We start from the raw sequence: 21,466 nt of genomic DNA, 5'->3' as shown, positions 1-21,466 counted from the left end.
CTTGTATTAGCTGCAGTCCCAGTTGTACAGAACGTTTGAAAAGTCTTTTTTCCTTAGATCTTCAGGTGTGATGAAAAAATTGGCGATGCCGACGTCTCCCCACATTGAATCGATATCATCGTCTGAATCAATTTGTAAAAGCATGATGGTGTGTTCTTTATATGCGTATTCCCGTGGATCATGCTGGGTAAAAGAAGCGTATCCGCCGATTTTATGGCCAAATCCGTTTTCAGCCAGTTCATTATAAATGTCTTCTTCATCCTCGCCGAACTGACCAAAGAACTCCATTGTTTCCATGCCCGTATACTGCTCAAATTGAAAATCTGTAGGCAGCACCCATTCCGAAGATTTCACAGGCTCGACTGCCGCTTCTGATAAAATCGGAAAATCACATTCGCCTGTGCCAATAAATGAAAAATCAGAAACAAGCTCGTCATCGTTTTCTACGATATTTTCAAAATAGATCACTCTGAAATTCTTTTGTTCACATCGATCGTCAAAATTCAATCCATAGACGTCATCATGAACAGAAATGTAGAACTGCAGGATACCTGAAGAAGGGTAGCCGTCAAGCTGGGGAATGTGCGAGAAATTAATCTGCGCCAGAAGCTTCATCGGCTGTCCATTTTCATCAGTCGGATATGTTTCATGCTTGGGGAAATAGGGATCACCGGCAATTTTGCTGTCATATCGTCCTGTTTTCCCCTTTCTCACATTCAGTTTCACGTATTCTTTCGCTGATTTCTCCAGCAAGTCGCGGTACGGTCTCATTTTTTCGGGCAGATGATTCATCAGATTCTCTCCTTTTCCGGCATCTCCAAGGTTTTATTTTCTGGTTTTCTTCTAATGTTTTTCAAACGAATGTTTAAAGAAGCCCTACTTCTGCATAATTTTCCAAACAATAGTTAAATAGTAGCAAATGTATTCAGCACCCCGCAATAGATGAAAAAAAGACTGGTGCGCAACCAGCCTTTCTTTTTCAACTATTGAATTGCACCTGACGGAACAACCGCCTTTCGACCGACAGAATAATACTCCACTCCTGCAGCCGCAGCTTCATCCAATGTGTAGCAGTTTCTGCCGTCAAATATGAGCGGCGTTTCCATCAAATCCTGATAAGCCGCTAACGGAAATTGTTTAATGTCAGCCCAGTCGGTTAAAATCATGACGGCGTCAGAACCTTTGACAGCTTCCTCGATCGTCTCTTTATATTCAACAGCTTGCGGGAGAACATGCTTTGCATGGCCGACTGCAATGGGATCGTAGGCTCTAATACGGGCGTCGAGCGCAGCGAGACGGTCTGCAATAACAATTGACGGCGCTTCTCTCATATCGTCGGTATTCGGTTTAAATGACAGGCCTAAAAGGGCAATCGTTTTTCCCGTCACCCCGCCGAGCCTGTTCAGCGCTTTATCAACCAGCATCGCCTGCTGATTGTTGTTGACTTTGATAACCGATTTCAGCAGTTCAAAATCATGCTCGACATTGCCGGCAATTTGCACGAGGGCGTTTGTGTCCTTTGGAAAACAAGAGCCGCCGTAGCCTATGCCCGCTTTCAAAAACTGGCTCCCGATCCGCTTATCCTGTCCCATCCCGTACGCGACTGCTTCAATATCGGCGCCGACCTTTTCACATATATTCGAAATTTCGTTTATAAAACTGATCTTAGTGGCCAGAAAAGCATTTGAGGCATATTTGATCATCTCGGCGCTTCTGATATCCGTTTGGTATATCGGGATTTGAAACGGACGGAAAAGCTCCTCCAGCGTATTTGCTGTTTTCTCATCGGCCGTCCCGATCACGATCCTGTCACCATGAAAGGTATCATAGATCGCCGACCCCTCACGCAAAAATTCCGGATTGGATGCGACCGAAATACTGACAGGCTCCGCTAGATGTTCAGTGATCAGTCCATTAATCAAATCGTTTGTCCCAACGGGCACTGTGCTTTTCGTTACCACGACTGTATCTCGTTTGACATGCTTTGCGATGCGTTTGGCCGCATCTGTAATTTGCTCCAGATTGGCGTGCCCGTCGCTTTTCTGCGGTGTGCCGACCGCTATAAAAATGATGTCTGCCTGTGCCAAGCCTTTCTCATAGCTCGTTTCAAAGTTCAGCCGTCCATCAGCTGTATTTTTTCTCATCAGCTCTTCAAGACCTGGTTCAAATATGGGTGAAATGCCCTTTCTCATTTCATCAATCTTGTGAGCGTCAATATCAATGCAGGTTACATGATGTCCAATCTCAGAAAGAGAAACACCTGTCACAAGACCGACATAGCCTGTTCCGATGACTGTTATATTCATTGTTTCCCTCCAACAGTTAAATTGCTGCTTTGCAGCTTCCGTAATATCGTATGAGAACATCCTATCATGAATGCGAATGATCTCCCGCATAGCCTGTCGGGTACAGCCTGTACAGATTTCTGAAATGTGATTCAACCATACAATACACTATTATATCGCTCTCAAAAAGAAAGTGGTGAAATGAGAATCGGCTGTTAAAAAAAACCAAACAATTTTCTTCTTTTGACCGGTTGCGGAGGCTGTCTGAAGATGGTCTGATTCCGCAGGAGAAGCTCTGCATTTTCCGTCAGCATATAAGGAAGTTCCGAGCCGAATTCTTTCTCTAGAACATAAAGAGCCTCTTGAGTGTGAAAATTTCTCGTTTTCACATTATGGGCATCTGAGGCTACGAAATGGATCAAATTGGCTTCAACCAGCCGGAGAGAAAATGCTTTCAGCTGCTTGCCGAAGGTCCCCGCAAGACTTCCTGAAGTAATCTGAGATGCTGCTCCTTTTTCCACAAGATGATACAGCAAAGACGGGTTTTCGCGAATTTCCCTGTTGCGTTCAGGATGGGCGATAACCGGAATATATCCTTTCAGCTGCAAATCATAAAAAAGCTGCTCCGCATATCGGGGAACGTGATCAAACGGAAACTCAATCAAGATGTATTTTGTATCATTCAGCGAAAGCAGCTGCTGTTTGGCAAGGTCTTGTTCCACCTCGCCGTAGATTCTGATTTCCTGTCCTGGAAGCACATGTAAAGGAATGTCTTCTTTAATTAAACGTTTGTTTAACTGATTTGCTGCTTCTCTGACTGCGGCTGGCTCGTTTTTATACACACCGTTGTTATGATGAGGTGTCGCAATGATCGTCCGGATTCCCTGACGAACAGCGGCTCTTGCCATTTCTATGCTGTCAGCCGAATCACCTGCCCCGTCATCCATTGCGGGAAGAATGTGACAGTGAATATCGATCATGTCCTAGCCCCCTTTTTTCGCAAAAATAAATAACGGGCACGATGCACGTTATTTATTTTGCATGAAATTGTCCTTGTTTCCGTAATATCCGTATTCAGAGTGCTTCGAAAGCTTTTTGCCGTTTATAATCGCCCCAAGGAGCTTGCTTTTGCACGTTTCAAGCGCCTCTTTCGCTTTTGCGGCTTGTTCTTTTTCTGTTTTCCCACTTGAAATAACCAGAACAGAACCGTCTGCCACGTTGCCTAAAATCTGTGCATCTGCTACGGCAAGAATAGGCGGCGTATCAAAAATGACCATATCATATGCCGCACACGCTTCGTATGCAAGCTCCTTCATCCACTTCGAGGAGAGAAGCTCGGCCGGGTTTGGCGGGATCGGGCCGCTCGTCAGCACGTCAAGATGTTTTTCATTCGATGCTTGTACAGCCTGCTCCATAGAGCTTTTCTTTAATAAAACAGATGTTAAGCCAACCGTATTTTCAAGAAAAAAGGCCGTATGTACTGTTGGTTTTCGCAAATCAGCATCAATCAGGAGCACTTTTTTTCCCTGTTGGGCGAATACGACAGCCAGATTGGCGGCCGTTGTTGATTTTCCTTCCCCCGGACAAGCCGATGTAATCATGACTGATTTCATTTGCCGGTCCACTGAAGCAAATTCTATATTCGTGCGAATCGTCCGATATTGTTCAGAGTTCAAGGATTTCGGCTCTGTCATTGCAATGACATTTCTCCGCATCCGCGAGTCTCTGCTTTTTCTAAGCGCCAAAATGTCCACTCCCCGTTTTTTCAGATTGGAAACCCTGTAAGGTCTTTGCTGTTTTCTGCTCATTCGCAATGGTGGAAACTGTCCCTAAAACAGGTATGTCCAGCAAGGATTCGAGCTGCTCTTCCGATTTGATCGTATTATCCAAATGCTCAAGCAGGAAGGCCAGTCCGATGCTTCCCGCCAATCCGGCCGCAAACGCGATGGCAATGTTTAGAAGCGGCTTTGGCGATACAGGGGACGGATGTTCTGAGACCTCGGCTTTTGACAGAATGCTGACATTGTCAACATTCATAATAGATGTGATTTTGTCTTGAAAAACAGATGCTATAGTATTGGCAATATGAGCCGCTGTTTCCGCGTTTTCATCCCTGACTGATATGTTGACCACTTGGGAGTCCTGTTCGCTGGATACGGTAATTTTGTCATTCAGTTCTTGGGATGTCATCGACAGGCCCATTTCTTTAATGACTTCATCTAAAATGGCAGGGCTCTTAATGATGACATTGTACGTATTGATTAACTGAAGATTGGTTTGGACATCGTTAAATTGGACTTCTTTTCGTTCATTTTTCGATTGGTTGACCAGAATCTGAGTTGAATTTTCATAGATGGGTGTAAGTGCGAAGAAACTAATGAGTCCGCCGGCAGCAGTGGCAGCCGCGGTTACAATCATAATCAAAAGTATGCGTTTTGTTAACGTTGATAATATCTCTTTTAAGCTTGTAGATTCTCCCATGATACCTCCAAATCTCTTATAACATCCTTTTCCATCTACGATTATACAACGTTGAAACCGCATTTCTCCAGCTTTTCACGTGACATAATTCGACATTTTTTTACAATGCGTTATGTTAGCACTTTTTATGTAAGCGCTGTATTTACTGTGTTGACAGTGCTGTCTCATTTTCTCTTATTCGTGCAGTCACGTCCTCTCGCATAAAAAAATCCCGCTAAAGGCGTGCGGGATTTTTATGTTGCATATCCATTTTTAATATGAGAAATCAAATTTTCAAGCATTTCCTTCGTCGTCATCTCAGATGACTGCTCACCAATTTCATGTGCATGCATCAAAATTTTCAGAAATTCTTCTTGATTCAATTTCTTTTCACTCATCTTTTTATTCCTTTCAGCTTCCATTAAGTTGAAAACACGATTATTATATGATGCTGGTTATCAATTTGCAATCTCTAATACATCATTCGACACATCCCATTTTTTATGTCCTTTTTTAGGAAAAACTTTTTAAGGCCGATGTGTTGCGATATAATAGAGAAATTGGATCTTTTTATTACGTGACTCGGTTAGGAGCGATAATCATGCTTCAGAATATGATTTCCAAAGACGATGTGCTGGCATCTGCTGAACAGTTAAAAGAACTTCTTCCTTACAATGAAGAAAATGTTCAGCTGATTAAAAAAGCCCTTATTTTATATCGGCAGGATTCAGTCTATCGTTTACAAGCAGTGAGTCCGACGGAAGTTACGGCTTACGTGCAGGATGTTGTGCCTGTGCGGGTCACATTGAACTTGTTTGTCATAGTCAAAAGCGGCTGTTCATGTCCGTCCGGAAGAATCTGCCGCCATATGCTGGCTGTGTTTTTATATGTATATGCAATGTTCGAGCGAGTGGGTACTTTTACAGAGTATTGGCTCGAGAGGGAAAAGCTTGAGGAAAGCAAAGAGCTCGTCCGCCGCCAGTTTCAGGAAAAGGTGCTGCCTAATGAAGAATCGCTTTCAAGCTGGCTTGCTTTTTTTGATTCAGAGTTTTCTCTCTGGCAGGCACGTACGCCAGAAGGCAGCCAAAACATGCAGGGCCTCTATTACGGCTACCTGTCCGCATTAAAAAAACATGCGCCGAACAAGCCGGAGCTGAAAAGCCTGTACCAGATTCATTCCGCGATTGCGGTTTGGCTTCGCATGTTCACATTGATTGAAGCGGGCAAGCTGAACCCCGAACAAGATTTTTATTCCCTCAATCCGTACGTTGAACAGCTGATGGATACAATCTACAGCTCTATTGATAAATTAAAAACGTACGCGCTGTCTTTTGCGCTTGATCCGTTTTTGGATAAAACACCGGATGTTATCCGACCTTTGCTGTTGAAAGAAGAAATTTTCCAATATGAACGCATCCGCGTCTTCGGTGAAATTTGGAGTGCGCTGCTGTCGCGGCCAAAATGGGTGGCACGCGAACAGGAGATATTGAAAAAAGAAGCTGGACGGCGTTTTTCTCCCGAATTGCAATTCGGGCGCCTGCATTTGGAATTCCTGCAAAAGAATGATGACGTTATTTTTGCGGAAGCGGATCAATTCCCGCCGGAAGCGCTCCCTTATACGTTCCAATGGCTGAGTGAAATGACTGCCAAGAAGGACTGGAAACGGCTTAAAATATGGTACCAGCAAATTGAACCAATTGCGATGGGTTATACGAAGCTGGATAAGCCGTTTAAAGAGATTCGCGATGTGATCGGCGAGCTGTTCCTTCTGTTGAATGCCTATGTGAAGCAAACCAATGATCAAGCGCTGTTTGAACGCTTTGCCGCGGGCTGTCTGCCGTATACGTTCACAGAATACAGCCATCATTTATATGAAAAAAAACGCTATGCCGAGTGGATTGAAATTCATAGCCTTGTCGGCTTTTCCATCAATGAAATGGATAAAATGATGCTCAAGGAAATTGCAGCGAGCGACCCTGAGGCGCTTATACCGGCTTACCATAGAGAAGTGGCTTTTTTCATTGATCAGAAGAACCGCAGCTCGTACAAGGAAGCCGCCCGGTATTTGAAAAAATTGCGCACCCTGTACAAAAAAGCGAAAAAGCAGAAGGTGTGGGAGCGGTATATTCAGCTGCTGAGCTCGCATTACAAGCGCCTGCGTGCGCTTCAAGAAGAACTGCAGAAAGGAAAGTTGATTGATGGCGAGTCTTAAAGAAATTCTCATCCACGTCGAACAAATGGAAGATGGGTCATTTACGCTCTCAGCCTTTGATGAGAATGAGCAGCCTCTTCCCTACAACCATATGAAAAAGCATTTGTTCCAATGGCATGAATCCTCATTTTACGGAACCTTTCTAGAGGATGTCAGCTTCATCGGGACGACTGCTGTCCTGCTATCTCCATGGATGACTGTAGAGCTTCTCGGCAAAAACTCGTTCAACTCATTCAGCTCCGTGCAGCTTACAGAAGAAACGGAGCCGCTGATCGAGGCGGCATCGACCATCTATGAATTTATCGCGGACGGCGATTTTATGCCTGACTATGACGCATGGACAAACGGTGTTTTTCGCTGGAAGGACCGCGATAATATACTGGAGGGCTTTACTGCGGAATGGTTTTCCGCTGCCGTACAGGATTACATCCAGTACGACGATGACCTGCGGGAGAAATGGGAACATATCAAGGAGAAATCGCCTGCGGTTACGACATTCCGCGGCCATTTTCTTGATGAAGAGGATTTTCTGGAAGGCATTGGCTGGATTGACGACCAATCTCCATTTACTGTCGGCTTACGCTTAAATGAACCGGACTTTGACGGAGACGATTGGAAAATTGAGATGTTTTTACGTGATAAAAAGAGCGGTGCTGTAGAATTTTTTGACGGGCTGAAGAGCCTCAAAAAATCGTGGCAGGCATACAGCGATAAAATCGCGCGTGAGCAGGACCGCTTTCACAGAACGGTTCCGTGGCTGTCGTTTGATTCCGGGACAACGCTGATCTCGGAGGAAGAAGCCTGGATCTTCCTGTCAGAAGCAAGTGAGACGCTTGTCGATATGGGGGTAGAAATCCTCCTGCCGTCCTGGTGGCAGATTGTCAGAGACAGCAACATGATGCTGAAAGCAAAGGTGTCGTCCTCCCCGCGCGGCGAGTCATTTGTCGGCATGAATGCACTGCTTGATTTCAACTGGCGGTTTGCGACAAATGGAATTGAACTGACTGAGGCTGAATTTAATGAGCTTGTCGCCAGCAACAGGCGCCTTGTTAATATCCGCGGGCAATGGGTTAAAATCGATCCGCAGTTTATCAAACAGATGAAACGCCTGATGGAAAAAGCAGAATCAGAGGGACTCCACATGTCTGATATTCTGGCGCGTGAGCTAATGGATCAGCAGGATGGCGGACTTGAGGATTCGGATCTGATTGATACATCCGCTTTCGCCGGCATTCAGTTTGATCTGTCTAAACAGCTCAGGTCACTGATTCGAAAGCTCACTGCCGCGGAAAACCTGCCGGAGCACGAAGTCAGTCCTTCTTTCAAAGGAACGCTCCGCCCTTATCAGAAATACGGCATGAACTGGCTGCTGTTTCTGCGGGAAAGCGGTTTTGGCGCCTGTCTGGCTGACGATATGGGGCTTGGGAAAACGATTCAAATGATCGCCTATTTCCTTCACGTGAAGGAAATAGGCCGGCAAAAAACGCCTCATTTGATTATTGCGCCGACATCCGTACTTGGCAACTGGCAGCGGGAGCTTCAAACCTTTGCCCCTGATCTGTCTGTCGCGCTCCATTATGGGCCGCGCCGGCCAAAGGGTGATGATTTCGCCGCGCATTATGAAAACGCAGACGTGGTGCTCACTTCATATGGACTGTCACATGCCGATACTGAAGAGCTTTCTTCTGTGACATGGAACACGATCTGCCTTGATGAAGCGCAAAATATTAAAAACGCGCATACGAAGCAATCACGCGCAATCAGGAAGCTGAAGGGGCTCCACCATATCGCGCTGAGCGGCACGCCGATGGAAAACCGACTGACGGAGCTGTGGTCTATTTTTGACTTCATGAATAAAGGCTACCTCGGCAGTTTGACCGGCTTCCATAAACGCTATGTGCTGCCGATCGAAAAAGACCGGGACGAAAAGAGAATCGGACAGCTTCAGCAATTAATCCGGCCATTCCTTCTCCGCCGGACGAAACGGGATGAAGAGGTCGCGCTTAATCTTCCTGAGAAGCTGGAAGAAAAAGAATTTATCCCGCTGTCAGCCGAGCAGGCATCCCTTTATGAGCAGCTCGTCAAAGACACTTTTGACCATATGACATCCCTGACCGGCATGCAGCGAAAAGCGCTGATCCTCAGCATGCTTGGACGGCTCAAGCAAATATGCGATCATCCCGCGCTTTATTTAAAGGAAGAGCAAACCGAGCTGCTGGCCGGCAGATCAGTCAAGCTCGAAAAATTGCTGGAACTGATGACAGCGATCCGCGCCCAAAACGAAAGCTGCCTGATTTTCACGCAATACATTCAGATGGGGAACATGATGAAGCGGCTGCTTGAAAAAACGTTCGGGGAACCTGTGCAATTTTTAAATGGGAGTCTCTCCAAGCAAGAGCGGGATACACTCGTTGAGAAATTTCAAAGGAAAGAATATCCGACACTGATTCTTTCACTCAAAGCTGGAGGCACCGGACTTAATTTGACCGCCGCCAATCACGTCATCCATTATGACAGATGGTGGAACCCGGCGGTTGAAAATCAAGCGACTGACCGTGCATACCGCATAGGCCAGGAGCGCTTTGTCCACGTTCATAAAATGATTACGACGGGAACAATCGAAGAAAAAATTGATGTCATGCTTGAATCCAAGCAAACCCTGAACGATCAAATTATCCAAAGTGAAAACTGGATTACCGAGCTTTCCACACAGGAGCTCGAAGAATTGTTTACATTAAGCGCTACAGCGCAATAATCATGACTAAAAAAGCTGGCTCTTTTAGAGCCAGCTTTTTCCGTTCATAGCCGTCACGCCGAATTTCCAAAAAATCCGTTACGCCGGTTATCAACAGGATGCGCTTTTGTGGCAGCACATATACCTACAGCAAATGTTTCATCATATGTGCGACACCATGTTCGTCATTGGTTAAGGTGACAGCATCGGCTATCGATTTGATGTCTTCCCGGGCATTGCCCATCGCTACACCTTTTCCCGCAGCCTCCAGCATCGATTTGTCATTTAAACTGTCACCTACAGCAGCGGTTTCCTCGAGCGGAATATTCAGCTGTTCCGCAAGCCTCTTCAGCGCCTGCCCCTTGGAAGCTTTTCGGGAAGAAAGCTCAAAGTTGTGCTCAGCCGAACTGACAAGCGTCAAATCTTCGGCATGCTCATATCTTTTCCAGCCTGCCTCAAGCTTTTCTTTGAAGAAAGAAAAGCCGAGAATATTATAAAAATCGATTGGCTCATCGGCTTCAAACAGCTCTTGAAAGGAGTTAATGTAAGCAAAGCCCGATTGGCTGTATTGCACCTCGGCCGCCTGCTTAAGGACAGAAAGATCCGCTTCCGGATTTGCGCTTCTGAATCTGTCCAGCTCAACATCAAGAAGTTCTCTGCCGTTTTGCGGCGTATAAATCGCTGAACCTGTGAATACCTCATAATAATAGTTTTCCGACTCAAGCCATGAGAGAATGTCATACGCCCGTTTCGTATCAATCGTTTCGTGATGATAAAGCCTGCCGTCGGGATCGTGAATGACGGCGCCGTTTGCACTGATGACCCATGTTTTGATCCCCAGCGGTTCAAAGATTGACATGACGTCAAAATGAGCGCGCCCAGTTGACACCACCACTTCAATGCCGTCCAGCTGCGCCTGCCGCAGTGCGTTTTCATTTTCCAAGCTTACCTGATGCTTGCTGTTGAGTAAGGTTCCATCTAAATCAATCGCAATTAATTTCACGTTTGTCAGTCCTTTCCTTCATCCTGCTCTGTCACGAGAAGCTCAACGCCGTTTCGGTCAAGCAAGTCACAAAATGCCTGATTCGGCAGCCTGTCTGTAATCAAAAGGTCGATTTCATTCAGCTCCGCATACTGATAAAAACTGGTGCTGCCCAGCTTCGAATGATCTGCAAGCGCGATGACCTGCTTTGCCTGCTGTATCATTTTCCGCTTCACCATGCCATCCTCTTCATGCGCAATTGTAATGCCATGTTCGGAAATACCGACCACACCAATCAGCGCTTTATCAACATGGTAGCTTGAGAGCTTTTCAATCACAGAGGACCCGTACAGAAAGCGGTGCTCCTTTTCCAGCTTGCCTCCCAGCAGATAAATTTCAATTCCCTCTTTATCGGACAGCACATCCGCAAGATTAATCGAATTGGTGATTACCGTACAATCAACCGCATTCAAATGCTTTGCACATGCCTGAACAGTTGTAGAGGCGTCTAAAATCACCCGGTCACCATCATGAATAAGCGATGCTGCAAGCCTGCCGATCTTATTTTTTTCCTCAGACACTGTTTTCAGGCGGCCGGAATAGCTTTGAATTTTCTGATGCACAGTCGGCAAAATGGCGCCGCCTCTTGTGCGGATGATGGCATTCTGTTCCTCAAGTTTCACAAGATCTCGTCGCGCTGTATCCCTTGACACTTGCAGGAGCGTACAGATCTGCTCCGTTGTAATTCGGTTATGCTGTTTTAAAAAATCCAAAATCGCTACTAATCTTTCTTCTTGGTACACGCCCTCATTCCTTTTCTCAGCAATCATTTATAAGTAATTATAAGTTTTTATTTAATCTTATTCAATATTAATAAGTGATTTTAAGTAAAAATGCGTCGAGAGAACCAATTTTTCCTAAGTGGACAAAAAGAAAGAACCAGTCTGGTCGACTGGTCAATTTTGAGGGGATGATGCGGAGATCCGGATAATAGTGAATGGATAGATAACGGGAGGAGCAGGGGGTGTCAATCAGCAGCTTTTTCCCGGGGTTTAGGGTCCATAAAACGAACAGTGTCAGCCAACACTTCTGTTACATACACGTTAACGCCTTCCGCGTTTTCATAGCTTCTTGTCTGAATCCGTCCGCTTACGCCGACGAGAGAACCTTTTTGGCAATACAACGCCGTGTTTTCAGCTGTTTTTCTCCAAAGTGTGCAATTGACGTAATCAGCTTCGATTTCACCTGAAGCATTCTTGAAGCTGCGGTTCACCGCGAGCGTAACATGTGCAACTGCCGCACCGGCGGAAGTGTAGCGAAGATCAGGATCTTTTGTAAGACGTCCGACAAGCATGACCTGATTGAACATGCGATTCCTCCTCTCCTTGCGGTTGTATGTATTGTAAATGATGCAACAAGAAAAGAAAAACGCTTAAAAATGGCTTTCAGCCTCTGTTTTTATCTTTCGTTTTCATTTTTCCTTCAGCTAAAAACATCTTTTGCTTTTTTCCTTTGAAGAAATATGTACTTTTTAAAAAACGGAAAAAGATTTGCTTTGTCAGCCAGTTTTGCGTATTCATGCGCACATAGGAAGAGCCATCCCACGCAAACCACTGAAAGCTCAATTTTTTTTCCGGCATTGACAGCTTGATTTTATACTGCTCCATGCCATCTTGTGTTTCGTATAAAAAACTTATTCTTCCTTTTTTGTTCAGATGAACCTCAAACACTTCTTTACGGCTTAACATATATGTTACTTCCTTTTGAATCAAATGACTTTCAGAAGGAACGCCGTCAATATAAATTTCTTTTAAACGAAATTGATTCATACCACATCTCTCCGTAATCCATAGTCAGTTACAGTATAATGAAAAAATAGAAATTATTAAATGTTTCGCTCATACAAAATTCTTTAGCCCCAACATTGCAGGATTTTTTCCTCGAAAACGTTTATGTTATAATGGAAGGCAAGAAAACTTTGGAAGTAATCGGGGTGAGAAGAAATGAAAACCTTTAAACTGGTTGACCTGAATGTGGAACGAGTGGACAAGGAAGAACAATCAATTGAACAGTTTCCCCTTATTGACGGACTGATTATAAATAAAGAAGACGGTGAAAATCACTGGCTGATTGAGGCGCTTGTACAGAAAGAACATCTGTCTTTTTTTGAACAGCTTCAAAACAGCCAATCTGAAGCCAAAGTATTTGTAACGATCACGAAAAAAAGCAATCGCCCCGCCCAGCTGACAGCAGCAGTGAAAAATATCGTCAAGCTGGAAGAAAGCATTCAGGTTTTACTCTACGGACAAATGGTCACAAGAAAACAGCAGGGCACTGAAACCATTCTCGAGTCCCTTGTAAAAGAGGGCTATACAGGAACAAAACTCATTGAGGCATTTAAACAAAAGTTATAAATACGAGGGGGCATGTTCCCCAAAACAGACACAGAACCGAAGAGCATCACAATAAACATTTAGAATAGATATGTTCTGCATGAAAAAAGCTGCCGTTTTAAACGGCAGCTTTTCTTTTCCATATTTAATTTGTATGGCCAAAAGAATCAACCAATTCCCCTTTCACAACAAGGCGCCCTTCAGTTTTGACAGCCTTGTCACATGTGATTAACGTAATCTCCTTTTTGTTTGTCTCCTCAACTACATCTGCATCCATTTCCGATATGATGTCTTTAGATGTTACAGAATAGATATAATCCTTTTTAAAATCCGTGATGACAATTTGTGCACCTGTTTTTATGTTTTCCAGAGGTCCGAACAGGAGATTCTTTTGCTTCAAATGATGGCCCGCCAACGGATAATTTCCCTCGCCCATTTTTTGATCCGGGCGCATTGTTGCCGCCCCTATCAAAAGATTTTCATTGGTTGTGCCTTTTACGATCGGAAGCTCCAGATCAACACTTTTAATTGTTATCCGCCCGATAACCGCTTTTTGATCGTGATCAAAGCCGGCCTTTACAGCATCCATCAACTCAGGCGGCTCGATTGAATCAAATTCATATTCCGCTTCTCTCTCATTATTTTTTTTCAGCTGCTCCACAGTTAAGGCCGATTCACTCTGGCTTTTGCTAAGATAAGCTATAATTCCACCTTTGATATAAGGAGAAGAGATCAGCAGCAGTCCGAAAAGGATGAACACCGTAATGATCATTTTCTTGTACATGCAAAAAACCCTTTCTTATGCATCCTTCTAAAAACGCTCCGTGTCACTTTCACTTTTCAAAAAAGCACCTGATCGATTCTTCGATGATCAGGTGCCTTCAACTTTATCCTTTTCTTTGTTTCTTTCTTGAGGCAACAGCTAAGCCTCCGCCTGCCATAAGCAGCAGGATACCGATCATTGCTGTCAGCATGCTGTCTGTATCTCCGGTTTTTGGAAGGGTTTTGTCTGTGTTCGACTGACCATCCGAGCTGCCATCTGTACCATTGGTATTCGGATGATCTCCATCATCTTTTCCATTTCCACCCGGTGCAGGTTTATCAGGATGATCATGTTTATCAGGCGCTGGTGTTTTCACTTTTTGATTAGAAACTACGATCTCAACAGCTTTTGACTGTCCTTTTTCAATTGTGAATTCAATCGGTGTTTCGTCAAGTTTATAACCTTCGGGAGCCTTCGTTTCAATCAATTGGTAGCTTCCCGGCGCAAGGCCTTTTACAGTGAACTGCCCATTTTGATCTGTTTTCCAGAGTTCAGAAAGCTCTTTTCCATACCCGTCAGTTTTTACAGGCTTGCCGCTTTCGTCCAATAACTTGAATTCAGCGCCCTCCAAAACGGTATTTTTATCGTCTTGATCCACTTTTTTCACATTTACGTCACCTGGTGCCAATATGTTTTCCGCGGTGATTTCGACTGTTTTCGTGTCTGTGTTTGTGATCTTGAACGATATAGGAGTTTGGTCCAACTCATAATCTTTAGGCGCTTTTGTTTCAACAAACTGATATTCGCCAGCTTTAAGGCCGTGCACCGTGATTTGTCCTTTGTCATCGGTAACCAAACCGGACTTCAGCACTTTGCCGTTGGCATCTGTCAAATTGAACTCCGCACCTTGCAGAACTTTATGCTGATCATGCTGATCCACTTTGGTGAGGACAACAAGGTTCTTCGTATTAACCGCTGTTGCTTTCACTTGCTCAGGTTTGCCGCCATATTCTGCTTTAATGGTGAATGACACTGGCTTTTCGGATAAAAGATATCCATCTGGCGCCTGTTTTTCGATAAATTGATAGCTTCCCGGCGCTAACCCGTCAACTTCAATTTTGCCGCCTTCTTTTGAGACTAGATCGTCTCTCACTGTTTTCCCATTGCTGTCCGTGATTTTGAATACCGCGCCTGCCAAGCCATTTCCATCTTGATCTTCCTTCATCAGCTGAACCGATCCTTGATAGTTCACGGCGATCCCGGCATCTGCGGCTTCAGGCTTTCCTGCTGCAGATTCTGAGATGGTAAACTCTATTTTCTCCGTGTTCAGCACATAACCGGCTGGCGCTTTCGTTTCAACAAAGGCGTAACGTCCCGGCGCAAGGCCCGAAGCCTTTACTTTTCCATCTTTATCGGAAGTCAGCTCTTCTTGAACCGTATTTCCTTCCTCGTCGACAATGTTGAAAACTGCACCTTCAAGCTTCTTGCCTTCAGCATTTTCCTTCGTCAACTCAACGGAGCCTTTATGGTTAGTAGCGATCCCGGCATCTGTAGCTTCAGGCTTTCCTTCAGAGGAATCAGAGATCTCAAACTCAATTTTCTCTGTATTCAGCACATAGCCCGCTGGCGCTTTTGTTTCAACAAAAGCGTAGTGTCCCGGTGCAAGTGCTGAAGCTGCGACTTTCCCATTTTTATCTGAGGTCAGTCCTTCTTGAACCGTATTACCTTCCTTGTCGATAATCTTAAAGACGGCTCCTTCAAGCTTCTGGCCATCGGCATCTTCCTTCGTCAGCTCAACAGAGCCTTTATCGTTAACGGCGATTCCGGCATCTGCGGCTTCAGGCTTTCCTGCTGCAGATTCTGAGATGGTAAATTCTTTTTTCTTTGTATTCAGCACATAGCCGGCTGGCGCTTTTATTTCCACAAAGGCGTAGCGTCCCGGCGCAAGACCCGAAGCCTCGATTTTACCGTCTTTATCTGAAGTCAGCTTCTCTTGAACGACCTTTCCATCTTGATCGACAATGTTGAATACTGCGCCTTCAAGTTTCTGGCCTTCAGCATTCTCCTTCGTCAGTGAGACTTTTCCTTGATAGTTGGTCATTTTCCCTAAATTAACGTCAGACACTTGATTCTTTTCATTCTTTGCGACTGAGAAGTGAATCGCTTTTGTATTTACGATAAAGCCTTCAGGAGCTTGTGTTTCTGTCAAGCGATAGTAGCCCGCCGGCAAACCGTTCATTTCTACTTTTCCGTTTTTATCAGATTTTATATCTGTTCGTATGAGAGTATAGGTGCCGTCATTTGATTTTTTCTCCAGCTTGAAAACAGCACCCGCCAAAGGATTGTTTTGTTCGTCTTGTTTGATAAGCGTCACCTTGTTCTGTTGATTTATGACTTTGTGCAGCGCTCCTGTCTTGGAGGAGTTGCTGTCTATCTTAACAGAGACTCCTTTTGCATAAGCATCACTGATGGTATATCCGTCAGGCGCTTTGACTTCTTTTAATACATAGGAACCGTAGCGAATATTTCCGAATGTAAGCTTCCCGCCGGCATCCGTCGTACCAGTGCGGAGGAGCTGTTTGGAGTCCTCAGACCATAACTGGAATTCTGCTCCTTCAAGAGCTTTATCGTCCTCTCCAGTCTTAAAAATCGTCAGGCTTCCTTTTTCTCCGGATCCGGAACCGTCGCCGCTTGAAATGGCAACAAAGATCGAGCTGCTGTTTTCTTGAGTCTGCTCCTTCACATTTGTTCCTGAAATGGACACCTTATTTTTAACGTGGCCGTTCGTGCCGGCTATGTTAATCAGTGACCGGTATTTGATCACATAGGCGCGGTCAATTTGTTTATAGCTGCCTATGAATTTCAGGACAAACGATTGTTCACCTGTTGTATTGTCCGTTTTGATGTCTAACGTGTAGTCTTTGTCTTTTTGAAGCTCGACATCTCCCGCAGTCAGATTTCCACTGCTGTCTTTGACCACTCCGTTTTCATCATATTTTGCTTGATACACTTTAAAAGAATCCGCATCTAATATTTGATTTTCATCCGGCGTATCAGTAACTTTGACGTCATCCAGCGTTGATTGGCTGGAGTTGACATTGATGTTCCAATCGATATAGCTTCCATTTTGTTTACCGCCTTTGAAAACCAGACTTCCTCCGTTCGTAACTGAAACAGAGCCCGTCAGTGTGCGGTCTGCATAACCGTCATTATAGTAGGTTGCCTTGTTTGTGTACTGATTCTGATCAATGACCTGTCCTTTGAGTGATGTCTTAAACTCAATCAGATATGGTACAGAATCGCCTGTTTTAAGGTGTACCGTCAGCGTGCGTTCATTTTTTGCAGAAGGCTCTTCGACATCATACTTGGAAGGATCAAGCGCGTCTCCTTCTGTGATCGAGCCGTTTTTATTGATCGTATAACTCTTAACGACAACGGAACCCGGCACAAATTGCTGAGGATCTGTTATGGCATCTTTGATATAAGGGTTTTTCGTCGGCTCGCCGTTATAGTTGACGCCGATTTTCCACGTGATTTCCTTTGAAACCGCGTTATATGATCCGTTTTTGAAACCATTATTTGAAGTCTGATGATTCGGCGTAAAACCGCTTGATACCTTATTCGTGCGCTCATTGCCGTTTTGATCAGTCCATGTCGACTGAGCTGTATTCTTAACGCTTTCGTTAGAATAATCGGCATTGAACGTTGTCGTATAAGTGATCTTAAATTGACTGTCTGTTTTTGCATAATCCCCGATCAATGCCAAAGTAAAGCCTTTATGATCCGGTTTTTTTATTAACGTGTAGTCTTTGTCTTTCTGCAATGTTTTGTTGTTCGTTGTGTCTTGAAGCTTGAACGATTCATCAATCAGTACCAATCCGCCGCTTTCGAATTGATCATCCAAAGTCCAATTGTTCATCAAGTATTTATTTTTATTAACTGTAATCGTCCAATCAGCCGTCTTCTTCTCATAATCTACGTTTGAATATCCTTTGATGAGGTTTTGCTGAATGGCTATTCCGGAAGCCTCTTTTGAATCCCCTGTTCCGGTCACAACGCTGTTGGTGTATGTTGTCGATTTATCAATGATCACTCCGCTGTTGACCTTTGTTTGATATGTGATTTTGTACGCGCTGGTAATGGTTTTATTAAATTTGACTTCAAATCCGCTTCCATTATCGATCAGCGTATAGTCCTCGCCTTCCTTTAAAGGCGTTCCCGCTTGCTCGCTGCCGTTCTGTCCAAAGGTAATAGGAATAACCTTCAAAGAATCTTTCACAAGATGCAAATCGCCAGTTCCAAAAGCATCTTTAATGCTGGCCTTGGATTGGTCGATCTGTTTCTCACCGTAATTGTATGAAAGAGCCCAGCTGAATGTTTGAGATTCTCCATCATAGCCGGTCGATGATTTCGCGATCATTTTTCCATATTTGGCTGTAACAGTGGCTTCGGCAGAAATCGGTTCCAAGTTGTCTCCGCTGAATGCCGCCTTGTTCGTCAGCGTTACATTTCCGCCTTCACTCGGCTTCGCACTATTGTCAATGTCGGTTTCGTATACAAGGCGGTATGCTGAATCAATTGTCCCGTCAAATGTGACATTTCCTTTTGAATCAACACTGTAGCCGGAAGAAACTTCATTTCCTCTGCTGACAGAACCATCAATGTTCACATTGAGTTCATACACTTTAACTGAACGGTAGATTACGCCATCCGGAAGGCTTTCCGTGAGTTTGGCATTTTTGACTTGATCCAACTTTTTATTGACATCGACCGTCCATGTTACTTTATCAGGGTTGATGCCTTTATCCAGCACACCTGATTTATCAATGGTTTTACTCACATTGGGTTTAAAATAAACTGTTGTTTCAGGAGTATCGGCATTCACAGGAAATGGAATCTTTTGTGTTGTCGAACCCGTTATTTTTTTCTCGTTGAACTGCGTATTGATAACCAATGTGCCTTTGACATTAGAACTGTCTTTTACCTCGCCGTTAAATGTCATTACCACATGTCCGTTCGTATCAATAGAAAATGTCCCGTATGTGGTGTCTCCGGCGCTTAAAGGCAGGTTCACAATGTCATTATGCATAATAAATTCTTTAGGCAAATCAAATTCATATTTATCGCCGGCATTGATTGTTTTTCCTAAATTGTCGGGAATGGCCCAATCAATTGAAATTTTCACCGGAGAATTCGTATTGGCGCGATTGCCCTTGTCATATGGCTTTCCGTTTTCGTCCGTCAACGTCACGCCAGTTAAAATATTTTGCGTGATTTGTTTTTCTTCAGTTTGCAAGCTTTTGAAAGCTGATTGACTTGAGGATGACACTTTTTTTGAATCATCACTCTTAGAGGCTTCGACGCTCTTAGCGTCATCTGACGGCTGCTGTTCTTCCTCTTTTTGATCCTTGCTGACTGAAGGTGCAGGTTTGTCATCTTTCCCTTCCTGATCACCCGCAGTATCAGAAGAGTCGTTTTTTGGCTCTTCCGCCTCGGCATCTGGTGTCTCCTCTTTCTTAACAGGAATGATCACCTGCTGGGTTTTGCCTCCCCCTAGCTGAAAAAGGGCTGCTGCTGTATGTTCATCGCCTTTTACATCTGCAGTAAACTTAGCTGGCAGTGTAATGGTCCCCTGGGCATCAGGAGAATCCGCGGATGCAGTTGTTAATTTTACTGTCATGGTGCTGCTGCCCGCCGGCACTTGATAGCTGCCGATGACCTGATCAGCAGATTTGATCTCACCTTCTGCACCTTTATCAAATGTAAAGCTTTTAGGTATCTCCACATTGATATCCTGTTCGCTATCTGCTTTTTTGTCTTTTTTCAATGACCATTCATATGTCAGTTTCACTTCGTCCCCCGGTGTTAGTGCCGGTTTGTTTCCTTTTGATCCGTCAACAATCTGGCCCTTGGCGTCCTTAACTGTTACCGAATCGAAGAATTGGCTGTCACTTGACGTTACGTCCACAGCCTGTGCTGTAAGAGTATAGCTGGCGATCTGGCTGAAGAAGAAAAAGATGGCAAGGCTTATGATCATAACGATCCGCCCGCTTTTTTTCAGCCCTAAGGGAAAACTCCTCGTTCTCAACTTTTCATTCCTCCCTTTCTTATCTATCTTTCACTTGCCGATTGATCCGCGAGACCATAACATCATGTCTCATCCCCCAAAAAGAACTGCTAATACCGAATGAGTTTCAAAACTTAGATTTGCCATCCGAACCAAACTACATTGTATGAAATGGAACTATACAATTTCTGTACAACTCAGAAATCATGTATGATTGAAGTGAATTGGAGAGAGTTGAAGTTTCACCCAGGAGACATATGGCGAGGGCCTTCCCTTTAAGTGCACAAAAAAACCAGTGTGCATCGAAAGGCAATCGACACATACTGGTTTGGAGTTCTTTAATTAATTTGATCCTTCATTTGTTTGTAACGCTGATATTCTTTTATCGCCTCTTCTACCTTCCCGTTTTTGTTGAATAGCTGCAGCTTGTATTGCATAATTTTATGATCGCATGGCTCAATTTTCTCGGCTTGCAGGCAAATGTCCATCGCTTGATGATCGTTCATTTCATGAATATGATAATCGATCAGTTCATAAGCCTTTCCAAGCCAAAGCTGGGAAAGACGCGTCTTTTCCGGTTCTGCCCAAAGATAACCGTGCTCCATTAGGTAATGATTTTGATAGGACATGAAAATATCCATGTGCAGATGTAATGTAGCCGTATTGAGCGGCGGCGCCCCTTTTAGTGATTTTTCCCATTCGACAACATCGATTTTTGCGCCTGAAAGCCGAAGAATATACCCAGTATCAGTCTTCTCGATAGTTTGGCTGAAAGGGATCTGGCTGAATAATTTTCGTATTTGGTAAATGGTGGAGTAAAGTTGGGTGCTTGCTTTTGAAACATCGTAATGAGGCCAAAAAAGATCGATTAGCATGTCTTTACTGACCACATGGCCTTGATTGTGAAGCAAAAATAAGTATATTTCACGTGCTTTCGACGTTCTCCACTTGACTGGAATGCTTGTTTTGACATCCTTTAAGGTTTGATGAAACTGCAAGCTCCCAAAACATTGGATGGAAAAATGCGCCTCGGTATTTTCTGCATTTTGTCTGAGCATATTATTCGTTTTGATTCGTTCAACAGTTGTCTCAAGCCGCTTGTATATGACAGGCTTCAGCAAATAATCAATGGCATTTAGCTCAAACGCTTTGATAGCAAACTCATTATAAGCCGTGATGAAAACGACTTGGATGTTTTCATTCATCGATTGAATCGCCTCAGCAAGCTCAATGCCGTTTACCCCCGGCATTTCAATATCAAGAAACACCGCATCTACAGCAGGAGTCTCAGGATGCTCTAAGGCTTCAACTGGATCTTGATACGCCATAATAGATTGAAAGGCGTTTGTTCGTTCAAGCATTTTCTTAAAATGAAGCAATGCCAAGTGCTCATCATCAACAATTAACGCTTTCACAAAACATCCCACCCTATATGTAAAATCGAGATATCAGTAAATAACTTCTATTATATCATGACAAATAACCCCTTTATCTGGATTCTTTTTCTTTCTATTGTAGTTTTTGAAATTTTGCACTTACAATATTTATAAAAAGGTAGGAATTTAGAATG

16 protein-coding genes are annotated in these 21,466 nt (G+C 44.1%); 3 read left to right on the top strand and 13 right to left on the bottom strand.

Annotated features, from left to right (window positions below; translation table 11 throughout):
* Positions 1–6: 6 nt before the first annotated feature.
* The 6 genes from M1D94_RS02580 to M1D94_RS02555 all read right to left on the bottom strand — a co-directional run bounded on the left by M1D94_RS02580 (position 7) and on the right by M1D94_RS02555 (position 5,143).
* Positions 7–792, bottom strand: coding sequence for a YwqG family protein (locus tag M1D94_RS02580; RefSeq protein WP_003244223.1), 786 nt, complete (start codon positions 790–792; stop codon positions 7–9).
* 191 nt (positions 793–983) lie between these two features.
* On the bottom strand, positions 984–2,306 hold the full coding sequence (gene uglF / locus M1D94_RS02575) for a UDP-glucose 6-dehydrogenase UglF (RefSeq protein WP_038829859.1): 1,323 nt from the start codon (positions 2,304–2,306) through the stop codon (positions 984–986).
* A gap of 194 nt (positions 2,307–2,500) precedes the next feature.
* Positions 2,501–3,265: a tyrosine-protein phosphatase gene (locus M1D94_RS02570; RefSeq protein WP_077670986.1), complete on the bottom strand. Its 765-nt coding sequence runs from the start codon at positions 3,263–3,265 to the stop codon at positions 2,501–2,503.
* Between the two features lie 48 nt (positions 3,266–3,313).
* Complete coding sequence (gene ptkA, locus M1D94_RS02565; protein ID WP_041519554.1) at positions 3,314–4,030, bottom strand: tyrosine-protein kinase PtkA; 717 nt, start codon at positions 4,028–4,030, stop codon at positions 3,314–3,316.
* Complete coding sequence (gene tkmA / locus M1D94_RS02560; protein WP_003227811.1) at positions 4,020–4,766, bottom strand: protein-tyrosine kinase activator TkmA; 747 nt, start codon at positions 4,764–4,766, stop codon at positions 4,020–4,022. Before tkmA ends, ptkA begins: the two co-directional genes overlap by 11 nt.
* A gap of 233 nt (positions 4,767–4,999) precedes the next feature.
* Positions 5,000–5,143 carry a hypothetical protein gene (locus M1D94_RS02555; RefSeq protein WP_003242876.1) on the bottom strand — a complete coding sequence of 48 codons (144 nt, stop codon included), beginning with the start codon at positions 5,141–5,143 and terminating at the stop codon, positions 5,000–5,002.
* A gap of 203 nt (positions 5,144–5,346) precedes the next feature.
* Between M1D94_RS02555 and M1D94_RS02550 the strand changes: the two genes are divergently transcribed.
* Both M1D94_RS02550 and M1D94_RS02545 read left to right on the top strand, forming a co-directional pair.
* Positions 5,347–6,957, top strand: a complete 1,611-nt coding sequence (locus M1D94_RS02550) for an SWIM zinc finger family protein (protein WP_151870004.1) — start codon at positions 5,347–5,349, stop codon at positions 6,955–6,957.
* Entirely contained in the window at positions 6,944–9,712 is a 2,769-nt protein-coding gene (locus M1D94_RS02545) for a DEAD/DEAH box helicase (RefSeq protein WP_456270404.1), read from the top strand. Before M1D94_RS02550 ends, M1D94_RS02545 begins: the two co-directional genes overlap by 14 nt.
* A 124-nt stretch (positions 9,713–9,836) precedes the next feature.
* Here the strand turns inward: M1D94_RS02545 and ywpJ are convergent, their stop codons facing one another.
* From ywpJ to ywpG, 4 genes are all read right to left on the bottom strand, one after another.
* Positions 9,837–10,694, bottom strand: a complete 858-nt coding sequence (gene ywpJ / locus M1D94_RS02540) for a phosphatase YwpJ (protein ID WP_072173789.1) — start codon at positions 10,692–10,694, stop codon at positions 9,837–9,839.
* A 5-nt stretch (positions 10,695–10,699) separates the two neighbouring features.
* A complete protein-coding gene (gene glcR / locus M1D94_RS02535; protein ID WP_003244075.1) occupies positions 10,700–11,476 on the bottom strand; it encodes a transcriptional regulator GlcR in 777 nt (258 codons plus the stop codon).
* Positions 11,477–11,700: 224 nt separating this feature from the next.
* Positions 11,701–12,042: a single-stranded DNA-binding protein SsbB gene (gene ssbB, locus M1D94_RS02530; RefSeq protein WP_014478203.1), complete on the bottom strand. Its 342-nt coding sequence runs from the start codon at positions 12,040–12,042 to the stop codon at positions 11,701–11,703.
* 76 nt (positions 12,043–12,118) lie between these two features.
* On the bottom strand, positions 12,119–12,502 hold the full coding sequence (ywpG, locus tag M1D94_RS02525) for a DynA interaction protein YwpG (RefSeq protein ID WP_003227796.1): 384 nt from the start codon (positions 12,500–12,502) through the stop codon (positions 12,119–12,121).
* 174 nt (positions 12,503–12,676) lie between these two features.
* On the opposite strand from ywpG, the gene M1D94_RS02520 reads away from it, so the two are divergent.
* Positions 12,677–13,087 carry a YwpF-like family protein gene (locus M1D94_RS02520; RefSeq protein ID WP_003227794.1) on the top strand — a complete coding sequence of 137 codons (411 nt, stop codon included), beginning with the start codon at positions 12,677–12,679 and terminating at the stop codon, positions 13,085–13,087.
* Positions 13,088–13,211: 124 nt separating this feature from the next.
* On the opposite strand, the gene M1D94_RS02515 is transcribed toward M1D94_RS02520, so the two are convergent.
* The 3 genes from M1D94_RS02515 to M1D94_RS02505 form a co-directional block, all read right to left on the bottom strand.
* Complete coding sequence (locus M1D94_RS02515; RefSeq protein ID WP_032727025.1) at positions 13,212–13,850, bottom strand: class A sortase; 639 nt, start codon at positions 13,848–13,850, stop codon at positions 13,212–13,214.
* Between the two features lie 103 nt (positions 13,851–13,953).
* Positions 13,954–19,917 (bottom strand): SpaA isopeptide-forming pilin-related protein, encoded by a 5,964-nt coding sequence (locus tag M1D94_RS02510; RefSeq protein ID WP_456270403.1) that lies wholly within the window; start codon positions 19,915–19,917, stop codon positions 13,954–13,956.
* Positions 19,918–20,234: 317 nt separating this feature from the next.
* The gene (locus M1D94_RS02505) at positions 20,235–21,311 is read right to left on the bottom strand and encodes a response regulator (protein WP_015384861.1); all 1,077 of its coding nucleotides are present in this window, start codon (positions 21,309–21,311) and stop codon (positions 20,235–20,237) included.
* Positions 21,312–21,466 lie beyond the last annotated feature (155 nt).

It is taken from the genome of Bacillus sp. JZ109 (assembly GCF_053903135.1).
Note: the sequence above shows the minus strand (reverse complement) of the source record. Positions and strands in the feature narration are given on the sequence as shown.

Bases quoted from the DNA above. Each gene is read 5' to 3' on its own strand.
- M1D94_RS02580 (WP_003244223.1), bottom strand. From the start codon at position 792: ATGAATCATCTGCCCGAAAAAATGAGACCGTACCGCGACTTGCTGGAG.
- uglF (WP_038829859.1), bottom strand. From the start codon at position 2,306: ATGAATATAACAGTCATCGGAACAGGCTATGTCGGTCTTGTGACAGGT.
- M1D94_RS02570 (WP_077670986.1), bottom strand. From the start codon at position 3,265: ATGATCGATATTCACTGTCACATTCTTCCCGCAATGGATGACGGGGCA.
- tkmA (WP_003227811.1), bottom strand. From the start codon at position 4,766: ATGGGAGAATCTACAAGCTTAAAAGAGATATTATCAACGTTAACAAAA.
- M1D94_RS02555 (WP_003242876.1), bottom strand. From the start codon at position 5,143: ATGAGTGAAAAGAAATTGAATCAAGAAGAATTTCTGAAAATTTTGATG.
- M1D94_RS02550 (WP_151870004.1), top strand. From the start codon at position 5,347: ATGCTTCAGAATATGATTTCCAAAGACGATGTGCTGGCATCTGCTGAA.
- M1D94_RS02545 (WP_456270404.1), top strand. From the start codon at position 6,944: ATGGCGAGTCTTAAAGAAATTCTCATCCACGTCGAACAAATGGAAGAT.
- ssbB (WP_014478203.1), bottom strand. From the start codon at position 12,042: ATGTTCAATCAGGTCATGCTTGTCGGACGTCTTACAAAAGATCCTGAT.
- ywpG (WP_003227796.1), bottom strand. From the start codon at position 12,502: ATGAATCAATTTCGTTTAAAAGAAATTTATATTGACGGCGTTCCTTCT.
- M1D94_RS02520 (WP_003227794.1), top strand. From the start codon at position 12,677: ATGAAAACCTTTAAACTGGTTGACCTGAATGTGGAACGAGTGGACAAG.
- M1D94_RS02515 (WP_032727025.1), bottom strand. From the start codon at position 13,850: ATGTACAAGAAAATGATCATTACGGTGTTCATCCTTTTCGGACTGCTG.